Below are 22,434 nucleotides of genomic sequence, written 5' to 3'. Positions count from 1 at the left end.
CGGGGTGATCCCGACAACGCGGCGAGCGTGCGTGCCAGGCGTCGCCGGGCAGGCGGGACTTTCGAAACACGCCCTAGGGCCTGTCCGGCGGATCTGTGGTGGGCGGTTGGCTGGAGAGTGCGGTGCGCAGTTGTCTGCGGGAGCTGATGCCGAGTTTGGCGTACACCTTCCGCAGGTGCCACTCGACGGTGTGGGAGCTGAGGAACAACTGGGCGCCGATCTCGGGATTGGTCAGTCCGTCGCGGGCGAGGCGGGCGATCTGCGCTTCCTGGGCGGTGAGCGCGGTGGGGGCCGCGATCGTGCGCCTGGCCACCGTCTCCCCGGTGGCCCGCAGCTCCCTTCGCGCGCGTTCGGTGAAGGCGCCGGCGCCGAAGCGGGTGAACATCTCGTAGGCGGTCCGCAGTTGGTCGCGGGCGTCGGCGCGACGGTTCTCCCGGCGCAGCCATTCGCCGTACAACAGGTGTGCACGGGCGAGTTCCACGCGGATTCGGGTGCGGTCGAGCCGCTCGATCGCCTCACGGTAGAGCCGCTCCGCGGCCTCGCCCTCGCTGAGCAGAGCACGCGAGCGCGCCTGGACACCCAGCGCCCAGTCCGTGCCGGCGGCGTCGGTCGTCTCGACCAGCCGGGCCAGGGCGGCGACGGCCGCGTCGCGATCGCCGCCGCGGACCCCCGCCTCCACCGACTCGGCGAGATACCAGCCGAAACAACCCAGGTCCTCGTAGGCACAGGCCCGTTGGGCATGCTCAAGGGCGACGTCGTACCGGGCCAGGCCGTTGCACAGCACGGCGGTGAAGTAGGCGGCCTGCCCGAGGGTTCGTCCTTCGCCCTTGGCCATCGCCGTCCGGACGCCGCTGTCGATCGCGTTCATCGCCTGCCGTTCCTCGTCACGCCAGGCCACGAGCATGAGGGAGGTACACCCTTGCCGGGCGCTGCCCGTCGCTCTGCTGATCGCGTCCGCCTCGTCGATCAGGGCCGCCGCGTCGGCGAACTCACCGGCCTGCACATGTACGGCCGCACGATGGGCGAGCGCGAGGGGAAGGACGGCGAGCGCACCGGCGTTGCGGGCCAGTCGGACGGCACAGCCCGACAGCTCGTGCCAGGCCCCGTCGTCCCACAGTTCCGGTGCGAGGAGTTCGGGTGCCACCGGGCATGCCGGCCAGAGCCGACGCGCGACGTCGTTCCGGCTGCCCCAGGCGTCGGTCTGGAATGCCCGCAGTGCCCTCCGGAGCTGTTTCACACTCGCTGCGTAGCCCGCGGTGAGGCGGGTCGACAACGCCTCCAGCAGAAGATCCGTCTCCCGTGGCGGGCTGGGTCCGCGGGGCGCGGAGTGGGCGGCCTCGGCGGCATCCCGGACAGTCTGTCCGTCGTCCAGTCGGCCGGCGGAGATCGCCGCGGCGAGCGCCTCGAGATAGGTCTCGCGTGCCAGCGCCGCGTCATGGGGCTCCAGGTGTTTGGCCGCGTCGAGGAAGAGGGGGATGGCCTCACCGTTTCGACTGCGGGTGAAGACGATGCGCGCGTGCAGCCGGGCCAGCCGGGCGCGATCGAGCTCGTCGAGCGGCCCCAGCTCCGCGACCCTCGCGAGCTGGTACGCCGCCTCGGGCGCCGCCGCTTCGAACTTCGCCTGGGCGGCCGCGAGCGCCCGCGTGCAACGGAGGGAAGCGTCGGGTGTCAGCTCCATCGCCCGTTTGAGGAAGGCTGCCGCCGCCGCGGCGCTGCCGCGCGCCCGCGCCCGATCCGCCGCGGCCACCAGCTCGACGGCCACCGCCTCATCGGGGACCGCTGTCGCGTGGGCGCGATGCCACGCCCGACGATCGGGATCGGCGTCGGTGACCTCGGCCAGCGCGTGGTGAACCTCTTTGCGGTCGGCCGGGGTCGCGGCCCGGTAGGACGCCGAGCGCACCATCGGATGGCGAAAACGCACGTGCGTGCCCAGCTCGATCAGTCCCGCGTCCAGGGCCGGGGACTCCGCGTCCACTCCGATCCCGAGTCTTTCCGCCGCACCTCTGAGCAGGGCTGCCTCCCCGACCGGCTCGGCGGCGGCGATCAGCAGCAGTCGCCGTGTAGCCGGTGGAAGTGACCGAACCCGGCTCAGGAAGCTCTGTTCGATCCGGCTCGCCGGTAGTTGGGCGTCGGGCCGGACGAACCCGCCGGCCAGGTCGGCCGCCGTCGACCCGTGCGGCAGCTCCACGAGGGCGAGCGGGTTCCCTCGGGCTTCGGCGAGAATCCTGCTGCGGATGCGCTCATCGATCCACCCGGGGGCCACCGAGCCCAGCAGCGACCGGGCGTCATGCTCGTTCAGACCGCGCACACGCAGTTCGGGAAGCCCTTCGAACGTGTGCTCCTCGTCCTCCGGCTCCCGCACCGCGAAGACGAAGCCGACCGACTCCGCACCAAGGCGTCGCGCCACGAAACCCAGGACCTGTGCCGACGCTTGATCGAGCCATTGCGCGTCGTCGACCAGGCAGATCAACGGCCGCTCCTCGGCGACGACGGCCAAGTGGCCGAGTACCGCGAGACCGAGCAGAAACCGGTTCGGCGGTGGGCCTGCGCACAGTCCGAAAGCGACGCCGAGCGCATCGCGTTGCGGGGCGGGAAGGTGCTCGATGTCCTCGGACAAGGGCCCACAGAGCTGGTGCAGTCCGGCGAACGGAAGCTCCATCTCGGCCTCGGTGCCGCCGGCTCGAGCCACCCGGCAGTCGGCCGCACCCTCCGCGAGATGGTCGAGCAGTGCGGTCTTGCCGATGCCTGGCTCACCGCGCAGTACGAGAGCGGCGCTCCGGCCGGTTCGTACGCTCGCCGCAAGCTGATCCAGCGCAGCGCACTCACTGCTTCGGCCAAGCACCTGTGCACCACCGTCTCCGCCGCCGGGGAATGAGGAGTCAGCCGACCGTAACCCTCAGTGTCGGTTCTTGCCGGTGATCTCCCTGTACTCATGAGCCGTCGGCTTGATGATCTGTGTGCCTTCACCGTAGAAGCCTCGGCTGAGCCTGGCACGCAGGCGCTGAGCAGGGCGGGCTCCGGAACCGATCGGCTGGTACTGCTCATGCTGGGTGAGAACGTGCAGTTGCTCCTTGCCGAGCGGCTCGTGCACCTCGACGAACTCACCGTGCGGCAAACGCCTCAGCATCCCCGTCTCCCGGCCGTGCAGCACTTTGTCCCGGTCGCGTCGCTGGAGGCCGAGTGCCCACCGTTTCGTCAGCACGTAGGCGAGGGGAGGCACGACGAGGAGACCGATGCGTACAGCCCAGGTCACCGATTCGACCGAGACACTGAAGCGGACGGCGATGATGTCGTTCGCGGCGGCGATCAGGGCCACCAGGTAGAAACTCAGCCATGCGACACCGAGTGCCGTTCGTACCGGGCGGTTGCGTGGTCTGTCGAGGAGGTGCTGCTCACGGTCGTCGCCGGTCACCCAGGACTCGATGAACGGGTACGCGCCCATGGCCAGGAAGAGACCGACCCCCACCAGCAGGGGGATCAGGTTGTCCAGGGCCAGGGTGTGGCCCCAGAAGGTGATTTCCCAGCCGGGCATGACCCTCAGCAGCCCGTCCGCCACGCCCATGTACCAGTCGGGCTGCGATCCCGCGGAGACCTGGTCGGCACGGTAGGGGCCGTAGACCCAGACCGGGTTGATCTGCGCGACCGCAGCGATGCCGAAGACGACGCCAGTGACCAGGAGGAAGAATCCCCCGGATTTCACGGCACGCACCTTCAGCGGCAGGCCCACGACATTCTTGCCGGTCCGTCCCGGACCCGGATACTGCGTGTGCTTGTGACGGAGGATCAGGAGCAGATGGGCGACCAGCAGCCCCACCATGAGGGCGGGAATCAGCAGAATGTGGATCGTGTGGAAGCGCGCCACCATATCCTTCCCCGGGAACTCGCCTCCGAAGAGGAACATCGAGAGGTAGGTTCCGATGATCGGGATGGACAGGATCGTTCCGTTCACGACCGCGAGCCCGGTTCCGGAAAGGAGGTCGTCAGGAAGGTCGTATCCGGTCAGGCCTGCGAACATTCCGAGGATCAGCAGTGAGAATCCGAACAGCCACGTGAGCTCGCGAGGCTTGCGGAAGGCGCCTGTGAAGAACACGCGCATCATGTGGACGAGCATCGCAGCGACGAAGATCAGCGCCGCCCAGTGGTGGGCCTGCCGGATCAGCAGGCCGCCACGGACGTCGAAGGAAATGTGCAGGGTCGAATCGAATGCCTCCGACACCAGCTGTCCCCGCAGCGGCGCGTAGCTGCCGTGGTACGTCACTTCCTCCATCGACGGGTGGAAGTACAGGGTCAGATACACACCCGTGACGACGATGATGACGAAGCTGTAGAGGCATATCTCTCCCAGCATGAACGACCAGTGATCCGGGAAAGCCGTTCGCGCTTTCTCCCTGGCCAGGCTGTAGACACCCAGGCGCCCTTCAGTCCACTCGGCGACCTTTTCCCCCCTTTCCCCCTTTCTCTCCGGCCGCACCTCGGTGTCCTGACTCCTGTCACCCATGCCCCACCACCAAGACCTTTTCCCGGCGGGACGCACGTCGGCGCATCGCGCGACGTTCACTCTCCGTCGTGCCGCCCCAGATGCCTTCCACCTGTACCGCCCGCAGAGCCCAGTCGAGGCATTGCTCCACGACGGGGCAACGGCCGCAGACGGCCTTGGCCTCGTCGATCTGAACAACCGTCAGGCCACTGATTCCTATGGGGAAGAAAAGGTCGGGGTCGTCAACGTGCAGGCACAATGCCCGTTCGCGCCAGTGCACGGCGTGGTGTTCTCGTTCAGCAGCCATGAGTACGCAGACCTCCACGATTCGCCGGCCGGCAGGAAATACCGGGGCTCTCATGTAGGACCGGACAACCGGCGCAGCTGTGACATGCGAGCGGCGAGCGGCGGCCGGCACACGGCGCTCATGTCACAAGATCCGTGCGTGCCCGGTCAATCGGACCGAGCCGGGAAACGAGGGCCGTCAGGACGCGGGAGGATGCCGTATGGACCACTCCGACACGGTGCCGATCGCGGAGCTGCTGGAGGAGCGTCAATTCCTGCTGGATGTCGCCTACTGGATGCTGGGCAGCCCCGGTGAGGCGGACAGCGTCGTCGACGACACCTACCGCCGGTGGTACGGGCTGTCCGACACCGCGCGTCGGCAGATCGCGGCGCCCCGGTCCTGGCTCGCGAGGACCGCGGGCGGGATCTGCCTGAGGCGGCTCGCCCTCCCCGACCGGGGTGCGGCGGGCCGGCGGGAGGATCACCGCACGCGGACGGGAGACGCCGAGGCGGCGCGGGAGCAGTTGGAGAAGGAGGTCAGTCGGGTTCTGTTGAACGTGCTGGATTCCCTGCCGCCGGCCGAGCGGGCGGCGTTCGTCCTCAGTGACGTCTTCGGGATGACGCCCGACACGGTCGCCGACATCATGGGACGCACCGCGCCGGAGTGCGCCGAACTCGCCGACCGGGGCCGCCACAGCCTTCGCCGGCTGCGCTCACGTCCCACGACAGCGGCAGAGCACGATGCCGTCGCCGACGCCGTCCGCCGGGCCTGCGTGGACGAAGACGCCGAGTCGCTGGTGTCGCTGCTGTGCCCCGACGCCACCGCGTTCTTCGACGGCGGCGGCAAGGTCAGGGCACTCACCAGGCCCGTCCACGGCAGCCGGCAGGTCGCCCGCAGTCTGCTGACGCTCCTGGCCCATCACTCGCGCACCACTGTGACCACGCACTCCGTCAACGGCCGCACCGGCCTCGTCGCCCGCTACGACGGCCAGGTCGCCGCCGTCATCAGCCTCGACATCGCCGGCCACCACGTCGTCCAGGTCTGGGTCGTCCTCAATCCCGACAAACTCCGCTCCTGGAACCGACCGCCCACCCCGCGCGGGAACCGAGGAACGCGGCGATCTTGCTCGGGCTGAACATCCACATCAACGTGTGAATGCCTTCCTTCGAGGCCGCAAACGTCATGAACACGACGGGTTGGCCGTCTCGGTAGACCATCACGCCCGGAGATCCGTTGGCGTCGACCAACCTGGGCTCCGCCTCCCGCCAGAGCTTCCGATAGGTGACCATCCTGGCCACCCTCGCACGGCCGAGCACGGGTACACGAGCGCAGCCCCGCATACCGTTGCCGTCGGACAGGCTGACGGCATCGGGAGTGAGCAGGGCCTCAAGTGACGCCACATCCCCCGTCTGAGCCGCCGAGACGAAGACGCTCAGAAGCCGTCGGTGCTCGGCCGTGTCCACCCGCTCCCGCTGTTCCTCCGACAGATGCTTGCGAGCACGGCTCACGATCTTCCGCACGTTGACCAGGCTGAGCCGCAGGATCTCGGCTATCTCCGGATAGGCGTAGTCGAATGCCTCGCGCAGTACGTATGCGGCGCGTTCAGTGGGGCTCAGCCGCTCCAGGACCAGAAGCAGCGCCAGTTCGAGCGCCTCCGCGCGCTGCGCGCCCACCTCCGGGTCCGCGCTCGTGTCGACGGGTTCTGGCAGCCACGGTCCTATGTAGGTTTCCCGACGTACCCGCGCGGACTGTGCGACGTTGATGGCCAGGCGGGTCGTCGTACTCGACAGGAACGCGACCGGGCTGACCACCACGGAACGGTCGGTGTTCTGCCACCGCAGCCACGCTTCCTGGACCACGTCCTCCGCCTCGACCGCGCTGCCGAGGACGCGGTAGGCGATGCCGAAGAGACGGTTCCGGTGCTGCACGAAGACGGAAACAGCGTCGTCAAGGTCACTCGTCGTGGGAGACGGTTCGACATCCATGGTCCTGCGGTCTCCGTTCCTCCGGGCTGCTCCCGTCGCTTCCGTTCCACTAAGACCGGGCTCGGACCGCCTTTGTGACAGTGACGGGGGCCAAGCTCGTCCAGTGCCCGCGTGTCACACCTGCGTGAGCTGTTCGGTCCATGTGGGAGGGGAGGCCTGCGGACCGCCCGCCACACGCCCCTCCGCCTGGGTACGCCCCCGGCTTGAGCCGCGCAGAGAGACACGTCATGCCACGAGATTCCGACCAGCACTCCGATCCCGCCGTCGCAGGTGTGTTCCTGGCGGCCGAGGCCGCGCTGATCGAGGCCCGCCTCCGCCTGCTTCAGGAGGCGATCGCCACCGTCGACGCACGCATCAGGGCGATCTCCGACGCGCTGGGCCGGCTGCATCCCGCTGACCCGGCGTCCTCCGGTGCAAACAGTGGCAACGATTGACACACGAAGTCCCTGTTGTGAACCTGGGGCGCGTCCCTGTCACCTCTGTGCTCCGAGTGGGCCACTGCATATGATGGCACGCGGGGTTGAGGACGAGAGGAACACATGGTCTCCGCAACGGGGCACAACATTGAGATCACCGCCGAGAGCCTTCAGGCGGACCTGGCCCGCCTGCAGATCCAGAAGCAGGCGCTGGAAAGGGAACTCGCCGCGGTCGTGGCGCATCTCGGCTCGGTACAGCGGGCTCTCGGCGCTCTCGAGACCCTGCTGCACGACCGGGCGGACGTCGCCTCCCCCGAGTCCGCGGGAAACCCTGTCACCGCAGGCACCGAGGCGGACGTACAGACGAAATACGGCAAGGTCACCGAGCAGATCATGGAGTACTTCGCCACAGTCGGCGACGCCGACGTACGGGCCCGTGATGTTGCCGCGGCCCTCGGCCGCGACACCGACAGCGGAAGCATCAACGGCGTGCGCAGCACCCTCGACCGCCTCGTCGGTGCGTCGCGAGTCCAGCGCACCGGCCGGGGGCTCTACCGCGCCAAGCGTTCTTGAGAGTGCCCTCCGGCGGGCACAGTTCAGCTCAACGATCCCAGGACCACGGTCACGCACAGTCCCAGCGCCATGGTGATCAGGACCATCGCCGTCAGTGTTCCGCGGAGCCATCGCCCGAAGCGGATGTGCTGTTGCTCTTTCACCACGTCGATGCATGCGGCTATGTGCTCGGTCACCATGCGGGCGACGTATCTCTGCTCTTCGAGGTACCACCGTTCGATGTCCGCCTTCTGCTCCCGGGTCAGCCCCGGCGCTCGTGTGGTGAAGTCCGCCACGCGCCGCCGCGCCGCCGCCAGATGAGCCTCCTGGTACAGGAATCCCTCGATGTCACTCAGGCCGCGTGCGGCCTCCTCGCTCGTGTCCATGGTGTGCTCCTGCGGAGAATCGCCCGACGAACGCGTCCCGGGGGTGCTGGACGGAGGCCAGGGAGACGAGGTCCCTCCCGCACCAGGCCGCGATGAGCCAGACGGAAAGGACGCGGACCTTCCGTTCCCAGGTGGGCACGGCCAGGACGTGATAGCCGCGGTGCATCAGCCAAGCCGGAAGTCCCTTGATGACCAGGCTCCTGTACTGGAAGATGCCGCGCCCCAGCCCCAGCGTCGCCACCACTCCCAGACTGCTGTGGCGGTAGTCCCGGACCCTGCCTCCGCGCAGGCTCGCCGCGATGTTCCTCGCGAGACACTTGCCCTGCCGTACGGCGTGCTGGGCATTCGGCACTGTGTGCGCCCCCGATACGGGCGAGGCCAGGTCGGGAACGGCAGCGTCGTCTCCGGCCGCCCACACGTCCGGCACGGGCTCGCTGTCGGTGCCCACCCGCAGGTCAGGCCGGACCACGAGCAGGCCACGCTCGTCGACGGGCAGGTCCGTGTGGTTGCGCACCACGGGGTTCGAGACGTTTCCCGCGGTCCAGACGATCAGCGCCGAGTCGAACTCCTCTCCGCTCGAGAGCACGACGTGCCCCTCTTCCGCGGAGACGAGCCGGGTGTTCAGGTGGACCTGCGCGCCCCGGCGTTCCAGCGAACGCACCACCCAGGCACCGGGCTCGTCCCCCACCTCGGGCAGGATGCGGCCTCGGGACTCCACCAGGTGGAAGGACAGGTCGTCGATGCTCAGTTCCGGATAGAACCTGAGCATCGCGGTCGCCAGTGACAGCAGCTCACCGAAGCCCTCGACGCCGGAGAATCCGCCGCCCACGAACGTGACGGTGAGCAGCCTCTGCCGCTCCGCGCCGGGCGGCAGTGACGCGGCCTCGTCGAACGCGGTCATCAGCCGGTCCCGAATGGCCACCGCCTCCTCCACGTGTTTGAGGCCTATCGCCTGCTGTGCCAGCCCCGGTATGGGGATGGTGCGCGTCACGGCTCCGGCCGTGACCACGACGATGTCGTAGCGGAGCGCGTAGTCGGCTCCGTTCACCGGCCGGACGGTGACGGTCCGGTCGGCGTTGCGGATCTCGGTCACTCTCCCCGCGATCAGACGGGTGCGGCGCAGGTGCCGCCGCAAGGACACGGCGGCATGACGTGCCTCGACCGAGCCGGCCGTCACCTCCGGCAGAAACGGCTGGTAGGTCATGTAGGGGCGTGGATCGACGACCGTGATGCGTGCCTCGTCCGGACGCAGGGTCTTCTCGAGGCCCCACGCGGTGTAGAAGCCCGCGTAGCCGCCGCCGATGATCAGAATCTCGCGCATGACTCCCTCTGGTGGTTGTTCGACACCAGATAGACAACGCGGGGCGGGACGGTGTGACAGGGCCGAGCGGCGGAACCGCATCACGACTCCGGTCAGCGGGAGGTGAGGGGGGTTTCGGACTCGATGCGGGTGAGTTTCTCAGGGTTGCGGACGTAGTAGAGGCCGGTGACGCGGGCGCTCTCCACGCGGAGGGCCAGCACGCCGTCGATCACGCCGTCCACGCGCAGGATGAGTCCGGGGTTGCCGTTGACCGTCGTGGGCTCGCTGGTGAAGGTGCCGCCGGCCTTGTCGACGCTGCCGGCCATGTAACGGAGCACCTTGTCGGCGCCGACGACCGGCCGCAGCGCCGCCAGCTTGAGGCCGCCGCCGTCGCTCACGAAAACAACGTCCGGGGCGAGTACGTCGAGCAGTCCTTGCAGGTCCCCGGTCTCCAACGCGGACTGGAACGAGTTCATCGCCGCCCGGGTCTCCTCCGGGGACACCGATGTGCGCGGTCGGCGGGCGTCGACGTGCCGGCGGGCGCGGTAGGAGATCTGGCGTACGGCGGAGGGGCTCTTGTCGATCGCGGCCGCGATGTCCTCGTAGCCGATGTCGAACACTTCGCGCAGCACGAAGACGGCGCGTTCGGTCGGTGAGAGGGTTTCGAGGATGAGCATGAGTGCCAGCGACAGGTTCTCGGACAGTTCGACGTCCTCGGCCACGTCCGGCGAGGTGAGCAGGGGCTCGGGCAGCCAGGGGCCGACGTAGGCCTCCTTGCTCCGTTTGAGGGTGCGTAGCCGGTTGAGTGCCAGCCGGGTCGTGATCCGTACCAGGTAGGCGCGCTGGTCCTGCACCTGCGTCAGGTCGACCTTGACCCACCGCAGCCAGGCCTCCTGGAGGACGTCCTCGGCGTCCGCCGCCGATCCGAGCATCTCGTAGGCGACGGTGAACAGCAGGTCGCGATGGGCGACGAAGGCCTCGGTCGCGGGGTCGGTGACGTGGTCGTTCATGTCAACTGGCCTTGCGTGCCCCGGACACCAACTTGTTGAGGGTGAACCGGCAGGCGATCTCCTTGACGCCGGCACCGGGCCGCCCGCTGATACGGAGCGCGTTCACCTTGTCGTTCGGGTAGGAGAACTGGGTGACGCCCTCGTTCCGGCCGAGGCTGAGGCACTGCCCGGCGAAGAACATCCGGACGGGAGCCGGTGTTTTCCCCCCGATCCGGCGCAGGATCGTGGCGGCGGCTGCCGGGCCCAGCTGCACGGCCGCCTGGCAGCTCATCCGGAACGGGTGGTCCGTCATCACCGCCGCGTCCCCGGCGGCGACGATGCGCTCGTCGTCCACGCAGGTCAGCGAGGAGTCGGTGACCAGGCGGCCTTCGGTGTTGGTGCGCAGCCCGCTGCGGGCGGCCAGGTCCGGTACACGGAATCCCGCGGTCCAGATCGTCACCGCGCTGGGCAGCTCACGGCCGTCCTCCAGCCGTACGGCGTCGCGTGTCACTTCCGTCACCTGCGCGCCGGCACCTTCGAGGACGGACACACCCAGCGCGGCAAGTCGGCGGGCGACCGGGCGGCGGACCCGGGCATGCAGGGAGGGGCCGAGCACGTCGCCGCAGACCAGGGTGACCTTGCGCCCCGCTTCCGCCAGCTCGGCGGCGGTCTCCAGGCCGGTCGGGCCGGCACCGACCACGGTCACCGGTGCCGACGCGGACGTGGCCAGCGCCGACCGCAGTCGTTCCGCCCCCTCGATGTCCGACACCCAGTGTGCGAACTCCGCCGCTCCGGGCACGCCGGGATCGGCGGCGCCGCTGCCCACCGCGTAGACGAGGTAGTCGTAGGAGACCGTGCCACCGCCCGCCAGTGACACCTGGCGCTCGCCGGCGTCGATCCGGGTCGCGGTGTCGACCACCAGCCGGACGTTCCCGCCCAGTACCTCACCGAAGCCCACGACCGCGTCGTCGGAGCCGGTCACGAGCTGGTGCAGGCGGATCCGCTCGACGAAGTCGGGACGCGGATTGACCAGGGTCACCGACACGCCATCGCGCCGAGCGAGGCTGTTGGCCGCCGTCACGCCCCCGTACCCGCCGCCGATCACGACCACCTGGACGTTCCCGTTCATCACTTCTCCCTGGGTGTTTATGGACTCGGCATTGAGACACCGGCCACGCGTCCGGTGTAACAGCCCCCAGGTGAGACGTAGCCCACATCGGACGCGGCGAAGCCCCCGGCCCCTTCCGCTGATCCGCAGCTGAACGGCAGGGCCTTGAGGACGCCGGTCATCTGGTTCCGGCGGCGCCCGTCGCGACGAGTCCCAGGAGGTTGTCGTGAATCTCGGTGAACCGGGCCCGCACCGCTTCCGCGGCCTTGGCGACATCGCGCGCGGCGGGGTCGCGAGGCCGTTCGAGCAGCAGGTGGACGGTGTCGGCGAGGGCGGTTTCGGGATCGTCGACGCCGAGCGGGCCTGCGACATCGGCGTCGCTCATGACGGTGAGGAACCCGACCAGCACGGCGTGCAGGGCGTACATCTGTCGGGGCAGCGGGAGATCGTCGCGCACGATCCCGTGGTCGCGCAGGATCGTGATGACCGCGTTGCCCATCGCGCCCGTGGTGGCCTCGGCGAAGCGCTCCTGGTCGGCGGGGCGGTGGAGCAGTTGCCGCAGGGCGCTTTCGTCGCTCCGGAGCCATCGCAGCCACGGGTTGTCCAGTGTCGTGCGGATGAGCAGCGGAGCGAGACGGCGGGGCAGGATGGACTGCGGGTCCTGGGCGATCCGGCGATTGATGGTCTCGATCCAGGCGAGTACCTCGCGCGCGGCCAGCCCCACGAACAGGTCTTCCTTGGTCTCCCAGTACAGGTAGACCGTGCCCTTGCCCACGCCCGCGGACGCGGCGATCTCGGCGATGGTCACCTTGCGGACGCCGTGTTCGAGGACCAACTCGCGCGCGCTGTCGAGGATTCTGGCCGCCTTGACGGAGTCGTGTTCGATCAGCCGCCTCACCGTCGTGGTTCCTCCCGTTCGCTCTTCCGCAGCATGATGTCACGGAGGTTCACGGAGGTTCACGGAGGTGAGCCGACCGTGCGGCGGGCCTGAGACGGGGTCACTCCAGGGCGATGTCGACCGTCTTCATCCGGGAGGCCCTGCTGCGGTGCTCGGCCTCCGAGAGGAGCGTTCTGCCGAGCGTCGTCCCTGCCACATGGTCGAAGACGAACCGGATCCCGTACTCGGTGCGGTCGGCCGGGACGAAGAGCTTGCGCATGGCCATGCCGGAGCCCTGGTGGAACTCGATGAAGGGGCGGAGTTTCGCCTCCCAGGCCCGCAGCGCCCGCGGCACGTCCGTGGGATACCGCTCCAGCATCGTGCCCAGCATGTCGGCCCCGGCCAGGCCGCTGGAGGCCCCCATCCCGGAGTACAGGGTCAGGCACCACGCCGAGTCGCCGACGAGGACCACCCTGCCCTGGTGCCACGTGTCGAGCCGCACCTGCTCGGCGGTGTCGAACAGGTGGTCCGGCGCCTGCTCGAACCGGTCGAGCAGCCAGCCGAGCGTCGCACCCGTGGGCTCCGGTCCGAACACCGCCCGCAGCGAGTCGATGGCGGGCCGGGTGAACTCGCCGTCCACATCGTCGGTCCGGTAGTTGAACAGCACCGTCGGCGGCCGGTCGGCGAAGGCGAACACCCATGCCGACCGGCCCAGCTCGGCCATGATGATTCCGTCCGTGCCCCGGAAACCGGGGACCGGGCCGGGCAGGGCGCACGCCGCGAGCATGTAGCCGAGACGGTGAATGCTGCCTTCATCGGGCCCGAACGCCAGCCGGCGCACGGTCGACCGCAGGCCGTCGGCCCCGACCACGAGATCGAACCGTTCGGTGGTCACCGTCCCCGCGGCCCGGTCCTCGATGTCGACCTGCACGCTTTCGGTGTCGTGGCGCAGCGCGACCGGAATGGACGAGTACCGGATCTCCACGTCCTCGGGCAGGGCGTCGAACGCGGCCTGCTCGACGTCGCCGCGCACGACCGGGCGTGACTCGCCGGGCACGGCCTCGGCGAAACCCATGCCGCGCCGCCGGTGGCCCGCGCGATCGACGTTGTAGTAGGCGATGTCCGTCGAGAAGCGGTCCGGCACCTCGATGCCCAGTCGCTCCGCCGCGGTGATCCCGGTGCCGAAGAGGGTGAGGAAGTACCCGCCGCGGCGGCGCTCGGCTGCCTTCTCCAGGACGACAACGTCCCAGCCCGCCCTGTGCAGCCGCAACGCGGAGGCGGTTCCGCTGACGCCGAGTCCGACTACGAGCGCCCGCTGTCGCGGGGTGGTGTTCGTCTTCATGCCCCCAGCCTATACTCACTGACCAGATTGGTCATTTGGTCAGTGCGCGGTGCGGCGAGGCCATGTTTGAAGGCGGGGCCGAAAGGGTGGTACGTCACGTGGCGTGAGAACCTCCACCTTGGCGGTCTCGCTCACCTCTGGATGCCCACGAATGGTTTAATATTCAACTATGAGCCGGATCTTCATAGACAAGCAGAGCCCCAAGGCCTACCACGCGCTGGTCCAGACGTCCGAGGCCGTCCGGGCGACCGCCGCCGACGCGGGTCTGGAACGGACCGTCGTGGAACTCGTCAATCTGCGCGTCTCGCAGCTCAACGGCTGTGCGTTCTGCCTGGACGTGCACACCAAGGCCGCCCTGCGGGCCGGGGAGGACACCCGGCGGCTCGGTGTCCTGGCCGCCTGGCGCGACACCGGGCTCTTCACCCCGCTGGAGCGCGCGGCCCTGGCCCTCGCCGAGGCGACCACCCACCCCACCGACGCCGACGCCCAGGAGGCCGCGTACGCCGAGGCCCGGGAGGTGCTCACCGAGGATCAGATCTCCGCGGTGGTCTGGGTCGCCGTCGCCATCAACGCCTTCAACCGGGTGTCCATCCTCAGCAAGCACCCCGTGCGCTGACCCCTCCCTGTCAGCTTCCCGCCCCCCGACCGTCGTCCCCTGGAGGCCCGCCGATGCCCGAGTCCGTCAACGCCGAGGCCTGGCAGGCGTACGCGGTCCACCACCTGCGGCGTGGCACGGCCCCCGCCGAGGCGGAGCGGATCGACTGGGGGTTCCCGGGCTCCGGGCCGGACGAGGCGTTCCTCGGGGAGCTGAAGGGGCGGCGCGTGCTGGACCTAGGCTGCGGCACGGCCCGGCACGCCGCGCGTCTGGTGCGGGCGTACGGCGCGGAGGTGGACGCGGTGGACTCCGCGCCGGGCCAGATCGAGCGGGCCCGCGCCCGGTACGGTTCCCTGCCCGGCCTGCGCCTGGCGCACGCGGACGCCGTCGCCCATCTGCGCGCCTCGGAGCCGTACGACGTGATCTACGCCGTCAACGCCGTCCCGTACATCGACCCTCGCCGGCTGCTGCCCGCGCTGGCGACCGCGCTGAAGCCCGGCGGGACGCTGTGCTTCAGCGTGCTGCACACCAACTCCCGGGGAAATGGGCCGACTTCAGAGCTCGCCCCCCGCCCCGAGACCCTGCGGTTCGCGGGCGGCGGGGAGACCACGGTCCGGATGTGGGTGCTGGACACCGAGCGGTGGGAGGAACTCCTCACCGGCCACGGTCTGCACGTCGAGCGTGTGGAGACGGTCGACGCGCCCGACCCCGCCGTCAACCGCGCCTCCTATCGCGTCTTCCGCGCCCGCCGCCCCCTACGGATCACGGCCCGTCCCCGCACCGCGCATCCGCCCGTCGCACACGCCGCCCTCGGTGTCGGCGCCATCCTCTACGGCCCCCGGGGACTGCTCCTGGGCCGCCACCGCCGGGGCACCTGGGAGCTTGCCCGGCGGCACGGTGGAACCCGGGGAGTCCCTGGAGGAGACGGTCGTACGGGAACTGCGCGAGGAGACCGGGCTGCGCGCCGCCCCCTCGGACGTACGGCTGCTCGGCACCAGCCTGGACCGGGTGGAGGGGGTGGTACGGATGACGGTCGGCGCCGTCGTCGACCGGTGGACGGGCGAACCGGCCGACCAGCCGGGCGAGAGCGTGGGCGACTGGCGCTGGTATCCGCTGGACCGGCTCCCGCCCTCCTTGTTCGAGTGCAGCGCCCAGTCCCTGACCGCCTGGCGCCCGGACCTGCCGATCGACCACGCCCCGGCCCGCTTCACGCCCTACGCGGCTCCCGTCACCCCTCCCCCGCCCTCGGACTGACCAGCCCCGAGCTTGGTGAGGACCCGGGAGGGTCATGGACTCGATGACGGCCCTGCTCACGCCCGCCTGGTCCTGACGTCGGTGATGCCGCCGCCCGGGCGGTGCGGGTCCGTACGGCGACCGCGCTGCGGACCGAGTAGCACGAACGCCCCCGGCGCCACGCCCGAACGGCCTGGGAAGACACCCGGATTCGTGGATTCCGTCACCCGTTCTTGTGGTTCTGTCCCCTCGCCCTCTGGCGACCGGTCCCGTGACCCGTGAGAAGGTTGCGCGGCCTATCGACTCAGGGGGGTCTGTGACACGGCATCAGAAAGGGTCCGAGGCACGCGGAACGTCGGTCTCCAGGGCACGCAGGACGACGCCGACGCTGCTCACCGCACTGGGAACGCTGGCCGGCGCGGGCCTCTTGGGGGCCGCGCCGGCCGGTGCCGCGAGCTGGACCACCGTGGCGGCGGGCGTGACCTACCGCCACTACGACCTGTCGGCCGCCGCCGGGACCGCGCACGTCCATGTGCTGAGCGTCGACCTCGCCCGAGTGCGGCTCGGGCTGCTGTACCCGGGGAGGGTCGCCCAGCGCTCGGCCGTCTCCTCGATGGCGAACGCGCAGAAGGCCGTGGCCGGCGTCAACGGCGACTTCTTCAACGTCTCCGAGGCCCAGCACCCCGGCGTCAGCGCGACCGGGGCGAGCGTGGGTCCGGCGATCGGGAACGGCAGGGTACTGAAGGCGGCGGTGCCGGACGCCCAGCGGTTCGGGCCGGGGCTGCCACCGGGCACGAACACCAGGGCGGTGCTCGGGGTCGGCACCGACGGCCGGGCCCGGCTGGACACACTGACGCTCAAGGGCACGGTCACCGCGTTCCACCGGCGGTTCACGCTGGCCGGGCTCAACCAGTACGCGCTGCCGGTGAACTCGGTGGGCGCGTTCACCCCGGACTGGGGCAGCGTCTCCCGTAAGCGGGCCACCTGCGGCACGGACACCAGTCGGGCCGCGCCGTGCAGCACGCGCACGTACGAGGTGGCGGTCAAGCACGGCCGGGTCGTGTCGGTCTCGACGACGCCCGGCAGCGGTGCCGTCGCGGCGGGCACCACGGTCCTCGTCGGCCGGGAGGCGGGCGCGCAGCAGTTGAGGACGCTCAGGGTGGGCGCCCGCGTGACGGTGCGGTACGGGCTCGTGTCCGGGTCGGGCACGGCGTACCGCTTCGCCCTCGGCGGCAGTCCGGTGCTGTCGGGCGGACAGCCGCTGACGGGGCTGAACACGAGCGTGTCGGCCGTACGGACGGCGGTCGGTGTGGGCGACGGGGGCAGGCGGGTGTTCCTGTTCGCGCTGGACGGCGCGACCGCCTATCGCAAGGGGCTGACGATCGCCGAGGTCGCCGCCGCCCTGAAGAGCCTCGGGGCGACCGAGGGCTTCAATCTCGACGGCGGCGGCTCCTCGACCCTGGTGGCCCGCCCTGCGGGCTCGACCAGGGTCGCGGTGCGCAACCACCCGTCCGACGGGGTGGAGCGCCCGGTGCCGAACGGCGTCGGGGTCTTCACCCAGTGATCGGGATCCCCACCGGCCTCACGGCCGAAGGCTGCCGACGAGGTCGGCCGTCGCCATGAGACCGCTGTGGATGGTGGGGGCCATGCTCGTGCCGGCCAGGAAGAAGCCGAGCAGCAGACAGACCAGTGCGTGCGAGACCTTCAGTCCGCTGTTGCGCACGAAGATCACCGCCAGGACGAACAGCAACAGCACCACGGAAATGGAAATGGCCATCGTCAACCTCCTCCGCCACGTCCGCTTTCACGGCGTTCGGCCGCAAGTGTGGCGTAACGGAGGGTTCGTCCGGGCAGCTGACCTGTCGTCCGAACGGGTGGTGTCCGGGCCTACCGGTGTGCGTCGAGGAACGCCTCCAGGCCCGCCAGGTCGTCGGTGTTGAGGTAGTCGACGCCGGCCGCGAGGAGTTCCGTCCACAGGGCGTCGCGCTCGGGGCCGGCCAGGTCGGGGGTGGCCCAGAAGCGGACCTGCTGTCCGCGCGCGTGGGCCGTGTCCACGATCCCGCGCAGCTTGGTCCGCTCCGCCTCGGGGAAGGCGCCGGCGCCGAGCCAGGTGAAGTTGAGGGTCCAGTTGTCGCTGATCAGGGAGGCGAAGGACGCCTCGCTGGTGCCGAGGTCGGCGAGGCGGCCGTCGTAGAAGGCGCGGCGGACGGTCTGTGCCGCCATGGGGACGCGGGCCGCCCGGTCGCCGGAGATGACGGCCGTGACCGGGCCGCGGCGGATCCGGCCGTGAGAGTACGTCGTGAACAGGTGCCGGTAGCGCTTGAGCAGCTCGTCCAGGGCGAGGTAGGTGGACGACCCCTCGGTCTTGATGTCGATGAGCAGTTGCAGCGGCTGCCGGTAACCCCGGTACACGGAACCGTGGTTGGCCTTGACGCGGGCGGCGAGCGGGCCGAGGTAGAGGCCCTCCAGGGTGCGGGTGGGGTCGAGCTGGTCCGCCGAGTGGGCGATGAGGAGTTCGCCGTCGACGAGGAAGATGTCGGCCTCGACACTGCCGAAACGGTGGTCGAGCGCGTCGAAGAGGGGGCGCGGGTGCTCGTAGTCGTTGTGGGCGTGGGCGTGCCACAGCGGGCGGGGGCCGCGCTTCTGTGCGTCGGCGAACGCGCTGCCGGCGGGCGGCGCGAGGACCGCGGCGGTGGTCGCGGCGAGACCGGTGAGCACTCTGCGGCGGGTGACGTGGGCCATGGTGATCCTCCCTGCGGGGCGGGTCCGAACCACAGGGAGTATGGGGCCGTACGACCCCCAACGAACCTGTACATGCCAGGAGTTGGCCGGACCGCCGTCGTCCGTTCACTCCTTCCGCCCCGCCGCACGGAAAAGCCCGCCCCAGGTGGGGCGGGCTTCACCGGATGAACGGCGGCGGAGGTCAGGGGGCTTGCAGATCGACCAGTTCGGCCACGGCCGACCGGTGGGCGCCGGCCGTGCCGTAGGCGATCGAGTCGGACTTGGCCCGCTTGAGGTACAGGTGGATGGGGTGCTCCCAGGTCATACCGATCCCGGCGTGCAGCTGCAGCGCCTCCTCGGCGGTGTGCACGGCGACACCCGCCGCGTAGGCCTGGGCGACGGCCACCGCGAGATCGGCGTCCTCGCCGGTCGCGAGGGCGTCGGCGGCACCCCGGGCGGCGGCGCGCAGGTTGACGACCTCCAGCCACAGCTGGGCGAGCCGGTGCTTGAGCGCCTGGAAGCCGCCGACGGGCCGGTTGAACTGCTTGCGCTCCTTGAGATACCGCACGGTCTCGGTCAACAGCCAGTCGGCCACGCCCAGTTGCTCGGAGGCGAGCAGTCCGGCGCCGGCGCGCAGGGCACGCCGTACGGCGTCCTCGGCGTCACCGATCGGCCGGGCCGCGGCCCCGTCGAGCGTGACGGTCGCGAGGGGACGGGTGAGGTCGAAGGAGATCTGCGGAGTCACGGTCACGGCGCCCGCCTCCACGGCGTACAGCGCACCGTCCTCGGCCGGCACCAGCAGTACGTCGGCGACCGCGGCGTCCGCGATGCCGGTCAACTCCCCGTGCAGGTTGCCCTTTTCGACGTGTACGGCCTTGAAGGCGGCGCCGGGGGCGGTGTGCAGCCCGACCGCGAGCGCGCCGATCGTCCGGCCGGAGGCGAGCTTTTCGAGCAGTTCCTCGTCACCGCAGGCCAGCAGTGCCTCCGTGGCGACCACGGCACTGGTCAGATACGGCACGGGGGCGACGGCGCGGCCCAACTCCTCCAGGACGACGGCGACTTCGCGATGGGTCGCCCCCTGTCCGCCCCGCGCCTCCGGAATCAGCAGGCCGGCCAGGCCCATGCCGTCGGCGAGCGCCTTCCAGGCGGCCAGGTCGTGCGGGGCGTCCGACTCGGTGCGGGCGATGACGCCCGGTGCGTCGCAGTGGTCGGCGAGCAGGTCCCGTACGGCCGCCCTGAGCGCCTCTTCCTCCTCCGAGTACAGCAGGTCGGGCTGCGTCGGCTGCGGCTTCATCGGGCGAGGTCCTTCCAGGCGACGTCCTTGTCGGTGCGCGGCTCGGCGGGCAGGCCCAGGACGCGCTCGGCGACGATGTTCAGCAGGACCTCGGTGGTCCCGCCCTCGATGCTGTTGCCCTTGGAGCGCAGATAGCGGTACCCGGCGTCCCGCCCGGTGAAGTCCACCAGCTCCGGGCGGCGCATGGTCCAGTCGTCGTACAGCAGGCCTTCCTCGCCCCGGAGTTCGATCTCCAGGCCGCTGATCTCCTGGTTGAGGCGGGCGAAGGCGAGCTTCATGCCGGCGCCCTCGGGGCCGGGCTGACCGGCGACGAGCTGCTGGCGCAGCCGCTCGGCGGTGAGGCGGGCGACCTCGGACTCCACCCACAGCTTGAGCAGCCGCTGGTGCAGGTCGTGGGTGCGCAGTGCGGGGCGCTCGCGCCAGGTCTTCGCGACCGGGCCGATCATGCCGCCCTCTCGGGGCAGCCGCATACCGCCGATGGCGACGCGTTCGTTGTTGAGGGTGGTCTGCGCGACCCGCCAGCCGTCGCCGATCTCACCGAGGCGGCGGGAGTCGGGGATGCGGACGTCGGTGAGGAAGACCTCGTTGAACTCGGCCTCGCCCGTGATCTGCCGCAGCGGGCGGACGTCGACGCCGGGGTCGGTCATGTCGCAGATGAAGTAGGTGATGCCGGCGTGCTTGGGCACGGTCGGGTCGGTGCGGGCGATGAGGATGGCCCAGCGCGAGTTGTGCGCGCCGGACGTCCACACCTTCTGCCCGTTGACGACCCACTCGTCGCCCTCCCGGACGGCCCGGGTGCCGAGGGCGGCGAGGTCGGAGCCGGCGCCGGGCTCGCTGAACAGCTGGCACCAGACCTCCTCCCCGATCCACAGGGGCCGCAGATAGCGCTGCTTCTGCTCCTCGGTGCCGTACCTGAGGATCGTCGGGGCGGCCATGCCGAGCCCGATGCCATTGCGGCGCGCGTCGTTGTCGGGGGCGCCGGCGGCCGCCAGCTCGGCGTCCACGACGGCCTGCAGGGAGCGCGGGGCGCCCAGGCCGCCGAGGCCTTCCGGGTAGTGCACCCAGGCCAGTCCCGCGTCGAAGCGGGCCTTGAGGAAGTCGAGGCGGTCGGTGGTGGCGGGCGGGTGCGCGGCCAGCAACTCGGCTGTGCGGCGCGTGAGTTCGGCTGCGTCGGTCATACCGCGGCTCCGTTCTCCAGGGTCGGCACGACGGCGACCCGGCCGGTGGTGACCCCGTCGCCGACCCGCTGCACGGCCGCCGCCGCCCCGGCCAGCGGCACGCGCTCGCTCACCAGCGGCTTGATCGCGCCCCGGGCGGCGAGGTCGGTGAGCCGCTCGTGGCAGTCTCGGACCAGCTTCGGGTTCTTGGTGTTGTACAGGCCCCAGTGCAGGCCGAGGATCGAGTAGTTCTTCACCAGGGCGTGGTTGAGACCGGGGCTCGGGATGGTGCCGCTCGCGAAGCCGACGACCACGATCCGGCCCTCGAAGGCGACGACCTTCGTCGACTGCGTGTAGGCGTCGCCGCCGACCGGGTCGTAGATCACGTCGGCGCCCCGGCCGCCGGTGGCCTCCTTCACGGCGGCGACGACGTCCTCGGCGCGCCGGTCGACGACCACGTCACAGCCCAGCTCCCGGGCGACGGCGGCCTTGTCGGCGCCGCCCACGACACCGATGACGGTGGCTCCGGCCGCCTTGCCGAGCTGCACGGCCGCGCTGCCGACCCCTCCCGCGGCGGCGTGGACGAGCAGGGTCTCGCCGGCTTCGAGTCCGGCCCGGCGGTGCAGGCCGAACCAGCCCGTCTGGTAGCCGATGTGCAGGGCGGCGGCCTCGGCGTCGTCGAGCGCGTCCGGGGCGGGCAGGAGGGCGGCGGCGTCCGCGACGGCGTACTCGGCGAAACCGCCGTACGGCAGGGCCGGGTTGGCGATCACACGACGGCCGTCCTCGGTCTCGCCGCAGATCTCCACCCCCGGGGTGAACGGCAGCGGTGGGCGCACCTGGTAGTGGCCCCGGCACATCAGCACATCGGGGAAGTTGATGTTGGCGGCACGCACCCTGAGCAGCACCTGGCCGTCGCCGGGCGTGGGCCGCTCCACCTCGTGGAGCCGCATCACCTCGCTCGGCTCACCGTTCTCGTGCACTTGCCATGCCTGCATGCGGTGCCTCCACAGACTGCTTCGTCGGGGTCCACCGCATACTAAGCGGTCGCTTGCCACCGAGGGAACCGTATCCGAGGTAACACCGTGTCCGAGGTAACACCGTGTCCGAGGTGACACCGCGTCCGGGGGAACGGCGTCACGCCTTCCCGCGAGGCCGCGCCCGTACGTGCATCCGCTCCCCCTGCGGACCGAACAGGCTGAGGAACTCCACCGGCCCCTCCCCCGTCGACCCGAACCAGTGCGGCACCCGCGTGTCGAACTCGGCGGCCTCCCCCGCCGCCAGCACCACGTCGTGCTCCCCGATCACCATCCGCAGCCGCCCGGACAGCACGTACAGCCACTCGTAGCCCTCGTGGGTGCGCAGGTCCGGCTCCTCGACTGCCCGCGGCACCAGCACCTTGAACGCCTGGAGGCCGCCGGGCTGCCGGGTCAGCGGCCAGAAGGTGCGCCCGTGCCGGACCAGCGGTTTGGCCCGCACCCGGGGATCGGTCACCGGTGGCGCGCCGACCAGCTCGTCCAGCGGCACCTGATGGGCCTGGGCGATCGGCAGCAGCAGCTCCAGGCTGGGCTTGCGCAGCCCCGACTCCAGCCGGGACAGGGTGCTGACCGAGATCCCGGTCGCCTCGGACAGCGCCGCCAGGGTCACCTCCCGCTCCTTCCGGATCCGGCGCAGCCGGGGGCCCACTTCCGCGAGAACGTCTTCGGCACTCATACCCCT

General features: G+C 70.5%; 21 protein-coding genes and 1 pseudogene. 6 read left to right on the top strand and 16 right to left on the bottom strand.

The annotated features are described in order from the left end of the window. Positions 1-73: 73 nt before the first annotated feature. Genes ACLZN2_RS23390 through ACLZN2_RS23380 form a run of 3 tightly spaced genes read right to left on the bottom strand, consistent with a single transcriptional unit; the run spans position 74 to position 4,784 of the window. Complete coding sequence (locus tag ACLZN2_RS23390) at positions 74-2,842, bottom strand: helix-turn-helix transcriptional regulator (RefSeq protein WP_416980950.1); 2,769 nt, start codon at positions 2,840-2,842, stop codon at positions 74-76. A 54-nt stretch (positions 2,843-2,896) separates the two neighbouring features. Beyond that, positions 2,897-4,498 carry a cytochrome b gene (locus tag ACLZN2_RS23385; RefSeq protein WP_416980949.1) on the bottom strand — a complete coding sequence of 534 codons (1,602 nt, stop codon included), beginning with the start codon at positions 4,496-4,498 and terminating at the stop codon, positions 2,897-2,899. Further along, positions 4,491-4,784, bottom strand: a complete 294-nt coding sequence (locus ACLZN2_RS23380) for a WhiB family transcriptional regulator (protein WP_416980948.1) — start codon at positions 4,782-4,784, stop codon at positions 4,491-4,493. The genes ACLZN2_RS23385 and ACLZN2_RS23380 overlap by 8 nt, the downstream gene beginning before the upstream one ends. Positions 4,785-4,983: 199 nt before the next feature. On the opposite strand from ACLZN2_RS23380, the gene ACLZN2_RS23375 reads away from it, so the two are divergent. After that, positions 4,984-5,898, top strand: coding sequence for a sigma factor-like helix-turn-helix DNA-binding protein (locus tag ACLZN2_RS23375; protein ID WP_416980947.1), 915 nt, complete (start codon positions 4,984-4,986; stop codon positions 5,896-5,898). On the opposite strand, the gene ACLZN2_RS23370 is transcribed toward ACLZN2_RS23375, so the two are convergent. Beyond that, positions 5,816-6,748: an RNA polymerase sigma-70 factor gene (locus ACLZN2_RS23370; protein WP_416980946.1), complete on the bottom strand. Its 933-nt coding sequence runs from the start codon at positions 6,746-6,748 to the stop codon at positions 5,816-5,818. The two genes, ACLZN2_RS23375 and ACLZN2_RS23370, sit on opposite strands and share 83 nt — an antisense overlap. 227 nt (positions 6,749-6,975) lie before the next feature. Between ACLZN2_RS23370 and ACLZN2_RS23365 the strand changes: the two genes are divergently transcribed. Both ACLZN2_RS23365 and ACLZN2_RS23360 read left to right on the top strand, forming a co-directional pair. Then, the gene (locus ACLZN2_RS23365) at positions 6,976-7,182 is read left to right on the top strand and encodes a hypothetical protein (protein WP_416980945.1); all 207 of its coding nucleotides are present in this window, start codon (positions 6,976-6,978) and stop codon (positions 7,180-7,182) included. A 105-nt stretch (positions 7,183-7,287) separates the two neighbouring features. Then, complete coding sequence (locus ACLZN2_RS23360) at positions 7,288-7,737, top strand: hypothetical protein (protein WP_416980944.1); 450 nt, start codon at positions 7,288-7,290, stop codon at positions 7,735-7,737. Positions 7,738-7,760: 23 nt separating this feature from the next. Here the strand turns inward: ACLZN2_RS23360 and ACLZN2_RS23355 are convergent, their stop codons facing one another. The 6 genes from ACLZN2_RS23355 to ACLZN2_RS23330 form a co-directional block, all read right to left on the bottom strand. After that, on the bottom strand, positions 7,761-8,102 hold the full coding sequence (locus ACLZN2_RS23355; protein WP_416980943.1) for a hypothetical protein: 342 nt from the start codon (positions 8,100-8,102) through the stop codon (positions 7,761-7,763). Beyond that, a complete protein-coding gene (locus ACLZN2_RS23350; protein WP_416980942.1) occupies positions 8,065-9,423 on the bottom strand; it encodes an NAD(P)/FAD-dependent oxidoreductase in 1,359 nt (452 codons plus the stop codon). The genes ACLZN2_RS23355 and ACLZN2_RS23350 overlap by 38 nt, the downstream gene beginning before the upstream one ends. A gap of 92 nt (positions 9,424-9,515) precedes the next feature. Beyond that, positions 9,516-10,412 carry an RNA polymerase sigma-70 factor gene (locus tag ACLZN2_RS23345; RefSeq protein ID WP_416980941.1) on the bottom strand — a complete coding sequence of 299 codons (897 nt, stop codon included), beginning with the start codon at positions 10,410-10,412 and terminating at the stop codon, positions 9,516-9,518. Between the two features lies 1 nt (position 10,413). Beyond that, positions 10,414-11,520 carry an NAD(P)/FAD-dependent oxidoreductase gene (locus tag ACLZN2_RS23340; protein WP_416980940.1) on the bottom strand — a complete coding sequence of 369 codons (1,107 nt, stop codon included), beginning with the start codon at positions 11,518-11,520 and terminating at the stop codon, positions 10,414-10,416. A gap of 157 nt (positions 11,521-11,677) precedes the next feature. Further along, positions 11,678-12,397, bottom strand: coding sequence for a TetR/AcrR family transcriptional regulator (locus tag ACLZN2_RS23335; protein WP_416980939.1), 720 nt, complete (start codon positions 12,395-12,397; stop codon positions 11,678-11,680). A gap of 100 nt (positions 12,398-12,497) precedes the next feature. Further along, on the bottom strand, positions 12,498-13,718 hold the full coding sequence (locus ACLZN2_RS23330) for an FAD-dependent monooxygenase (protein WP_416980938.1): 1,221 nt from the start codon (positions 13,716-13,718) through the stop codon (positions 12,498-12,500). Positions 13,719-13,887: 169 nt separating this feature from the next. Here ACLZN2_RS23330 and ACLZN2_RS23325 point away from each other — a divergent pair, with 169 nt between their 5' ends. The 3 genes and pseudogenes from ACLZN2_RS23325 (at position 13,888) to ACLZN2_RS23315 (ending at position 17,110) form a co-directional block, all read left to right on the top strand. Further along, positions 13,888-14,334, top strand: a complete 447-nt coding sequence (locus ACLZN2_RS23325; RefSeq protein ID WP_416980937.1) for a carboxymuconolactone decarboxylase family protein — start codon at positions 13,888-13,890, stop codon at positions 14,332-14,334. A 53-nt stretch (positions 14,335-14,387) separates the two neighbouring features. Continuing rightward, positions 14,388-15,567: pseudogene (locus ACLZN2_RS23320) on the top strand (bifunctional class I SAM-dependent methyltransferase/NUDIX hydrolase). Positions 15,568-15,862: 295 nt separating this feature from the next. After that, positions 15,863-17,110 (top strand): phosphodiester glycosidase family protein, encoded by a 1,248-nt coding sequence (locus ACLZN2_RS23315; protein WP_416980936.1) that lies wholly within the window; start codon positions 15,863-15,865, stop codon positions 17,108-17,110. An 18-nt stretch (positions 17,111-17,128) separates the two neighbouring features. Here the strand turns inward: ACLZN2_RS23315 and ACLZN2_RS23310 are convergent, their stop codons facing one another. The 6 genes from ACLZN2_RS23310 to ACLZN2_RS23285 all read right to left on the bottom strand — a co-directional run bounded on the left by ACLZN2_RS23310 (position 17,129) and on the right by ACLZN2_RS23285 (position 22,428). Next, complete coding sequence (locus tag ACLZN2_RS23310) at positions 17,129-17,323, bottom strand: hypothetical protein (protein WP_416980935.1); 195 nt, start codon at positions 17,321-17,323, stop codon at positions 17,129-17,131. A 110-nt stretch (positions 17,324-17,433) separates the two neighbouring features. Further along, positions 17,434-18,288, bottom strand: a complete 855-nt coding sequence (locus tag ACLZN2_RS23305; RefSeq protein WP_416980934.1) for a phosphatidylinositol-specific phospholipase C/glycerophosphodiester phosphodiesterase family protein — start codon at positions 18,286-18,288, stop codon at positions 17,434-17,436. A 181-nt stretch (positions 18,289-18,469) separates the two neighbouring features. Next, entirely contained in the window at positions 18,470-19,561 is a 1,092-nt protein-coding gene (locus ACLZN2_RS23300; RefSeq protein WP_416980933.1) for an acyl-CoA dehydrogenase family protein, read from the bottom strand. Further along, positions 19,558-20,739 carry an acyl-CoA dehydrogenase family protein gene (locus ACLZN2_RS23295; protein ID WP_416980932.1) on the bottom strand — a complete coding sequence of 394 codons (1,182 nt, stop codon included), beginning with the start codon at positions 20,737-20,739 and terminating at the stop codon, positions 19,558-19,560. Before ACLZN2_RS23295 ends, ACLZN2_RS23300 begins: the two co-directional genes overlap by 4 nt. Next, positions 20,736-21,713: an NADPH:quinone oxidoreductase family protein gene (locus ACLZN2_RS23290; protein ID WP_416980931.1), complete on the bottom strand. Its 978-nt coding sequence runs from the start codon at positions 21,711-21,713 to the stop codon at positions 20,736-20,738. The genes ACLZN2_RS23295 and ACLZN2_RS23290 overlap by 4 nt, the downstream gene beginning before the upstream one ends. Positions 21,714-21,852: 139 nt before the next feature. After that, entirely contained in the window at positions 21,853-22,428 is a 576-nt protein-coding gene (locus tag ACLZN2_RS23285; RefSeq protein WP_416980930.1) for a helix-turn-helix domain-containing protein, read from the bottom strand. Positions 22,429-22,434: the final 6 nt, after the last annotated feature.

Source organism: Streptomyces sp. T028, assembly GCF_048159505.1.
In the GTDB taxonomy this organism is placed as follows: Bacteria; Actinomycetota; Actinomycetes; order Streptomycetales; family Streptomycetaceae; genus Streptomyces.
The sequence above is the reverse complement of the archived record's forward strand: the minus strand, read 5'-3'. Positions and strand labels throughout refer to the sequence as shown.

Excerpts from the sequence above, each read along its gene's own strand:
- ACLZN2_RS23355 (WP_416980943.1), bottom strand. The coding sequence starts at position 8,102 with ATGGACACGAGCGAGGAGGCCGCACGCGGCCTGAGTGACATCGAGGGA.
- ACLZN2_RS23325 (WP_416980937.1), top strand. The coding sequence starts at position 13,888 with ATGAGCCGGATCTTCATAGACAAGCAGAGCCCCAAGGCCTACCACGCG.
- ACLZN2_RS23370 (WP_416980946.1), bottom strand. The coding sequence starts at position 6,748 with ATGGATGTCGAACCGTCTCCCACGACGAGTGACCTTGACGACGCTGTT.
- ACLZN2_RS23385 (WP_416980949.1), bottom strand. The coding sequence starts at position 4,498 with ATGGGTGACAGGAGTCAGGACACCGAGGTGCGGCCGGAGAGAAAGGGG.
- ACLZN2_RS23310 (WP_416980935.1), bottom strand. The coding sequence starts at position 17,323 with ATGGCCATTTCCATTTCCGTGGTGCTGTTGCTGTTCGTCCTGGCGGTG.
- ACLZN2_RS23305 (WP_416980934.1), bottom strand. The coding sequence starts at position 18,288 with ATGGCCCACGTCACCCGCCGCAGAGTGCTCACCGGTCTCGCCGCGACC.
- ACLZN2_RS23360 (WP_416980944.1), top strand. The coding sequence starts at position 7,288 with ATGGTCTCCGCAACGGGGCACAACATTGAGATCACCGCCGAGAGCCTT.
- ACLZN2_RS23375 (WP_416980947.1), top strand. The coding sequence starts at position 4,984 with ATGGACCACTCCGACACGGTGCCGATCGCGGAGCTGCTGGAGGAGCGT.
- ACLZN2_RS23380 (WP_416980948.1), bottom strand. The coding sequence starts at position 4,784 with ATGGCTGCTGAACGAGAACACCACGCCGTGCACTGGCGCGAACGGGCA.
- ACLZN2_RS23365 (WP_416980945.1), top strand. The coding sequence starts at position 6,976 with ATGCCACGAGATTCCGACCAGCACTCCGATCCCGCCGTCGCAGGTGTG.
- ACLZN2_RS23285 (WP_416980930.1), bottom strand. The coding sequence starts at position 22,428 with ATGAGTGCCGAAGACGTTCTCGCGGAAGTGGGCCCCCGGCTGCGCCGG.
- ACLZN2_RS23295 (WP_416980932.1), bottom strand. The coding sequence starts at position 20,739 with ATGACCGACGCAGCCGAACTCACGCGCCGCACAGCCGAGTTGCTGGCC.
- ACLZN2_RS23340 (WP_416980940.1), bottom strand. The coding sequence starts at position 11,520 with ATGAACGGGAACGTCCAGGTGGTCGTGATCGGCGGCGGGTACGGGGGC.
- ACLZN2_RS23300 (WP_416980933.1), bottom strand. The coding sequence starts at position 19,561 with ATGAAGCCGCAGCCGACGCAGCCCGACCTGCTGTACTCGGAGGAGGAA.
- ACLZN2_RS23330 (WP_416980938.1), bottom strand. The coding sequence starts at position 13,718 with ATGAAGACGAACACCACCCCGCGACAGCGGGCGCTCGTAGTCGGACTC.
- ACLZN2_RS23345 (WP_416980941.1), bottom strand. The coding sequence starts at position 10,412 with ATGAACGACCACGTCACCGACCCCGCGACCGAGGCCTTCGTCGCCCAT.
- ACLZN2_RS23290 (WP_416980931.1), bottom strand. The coding sequence starts at position 21,713 with ATGCAGGCATGGCAAGTGCACGAGAACGGTGAGCCGAGCGAGGTGATG.
- ACLZN2_RS23350 (WP_416980942.1), bottom strand. The coding sequence starts at position 9,423 with ATGCGCGAGATTCTGATCATCGGCGGCGGCTACGCGGGCTTCTACACC.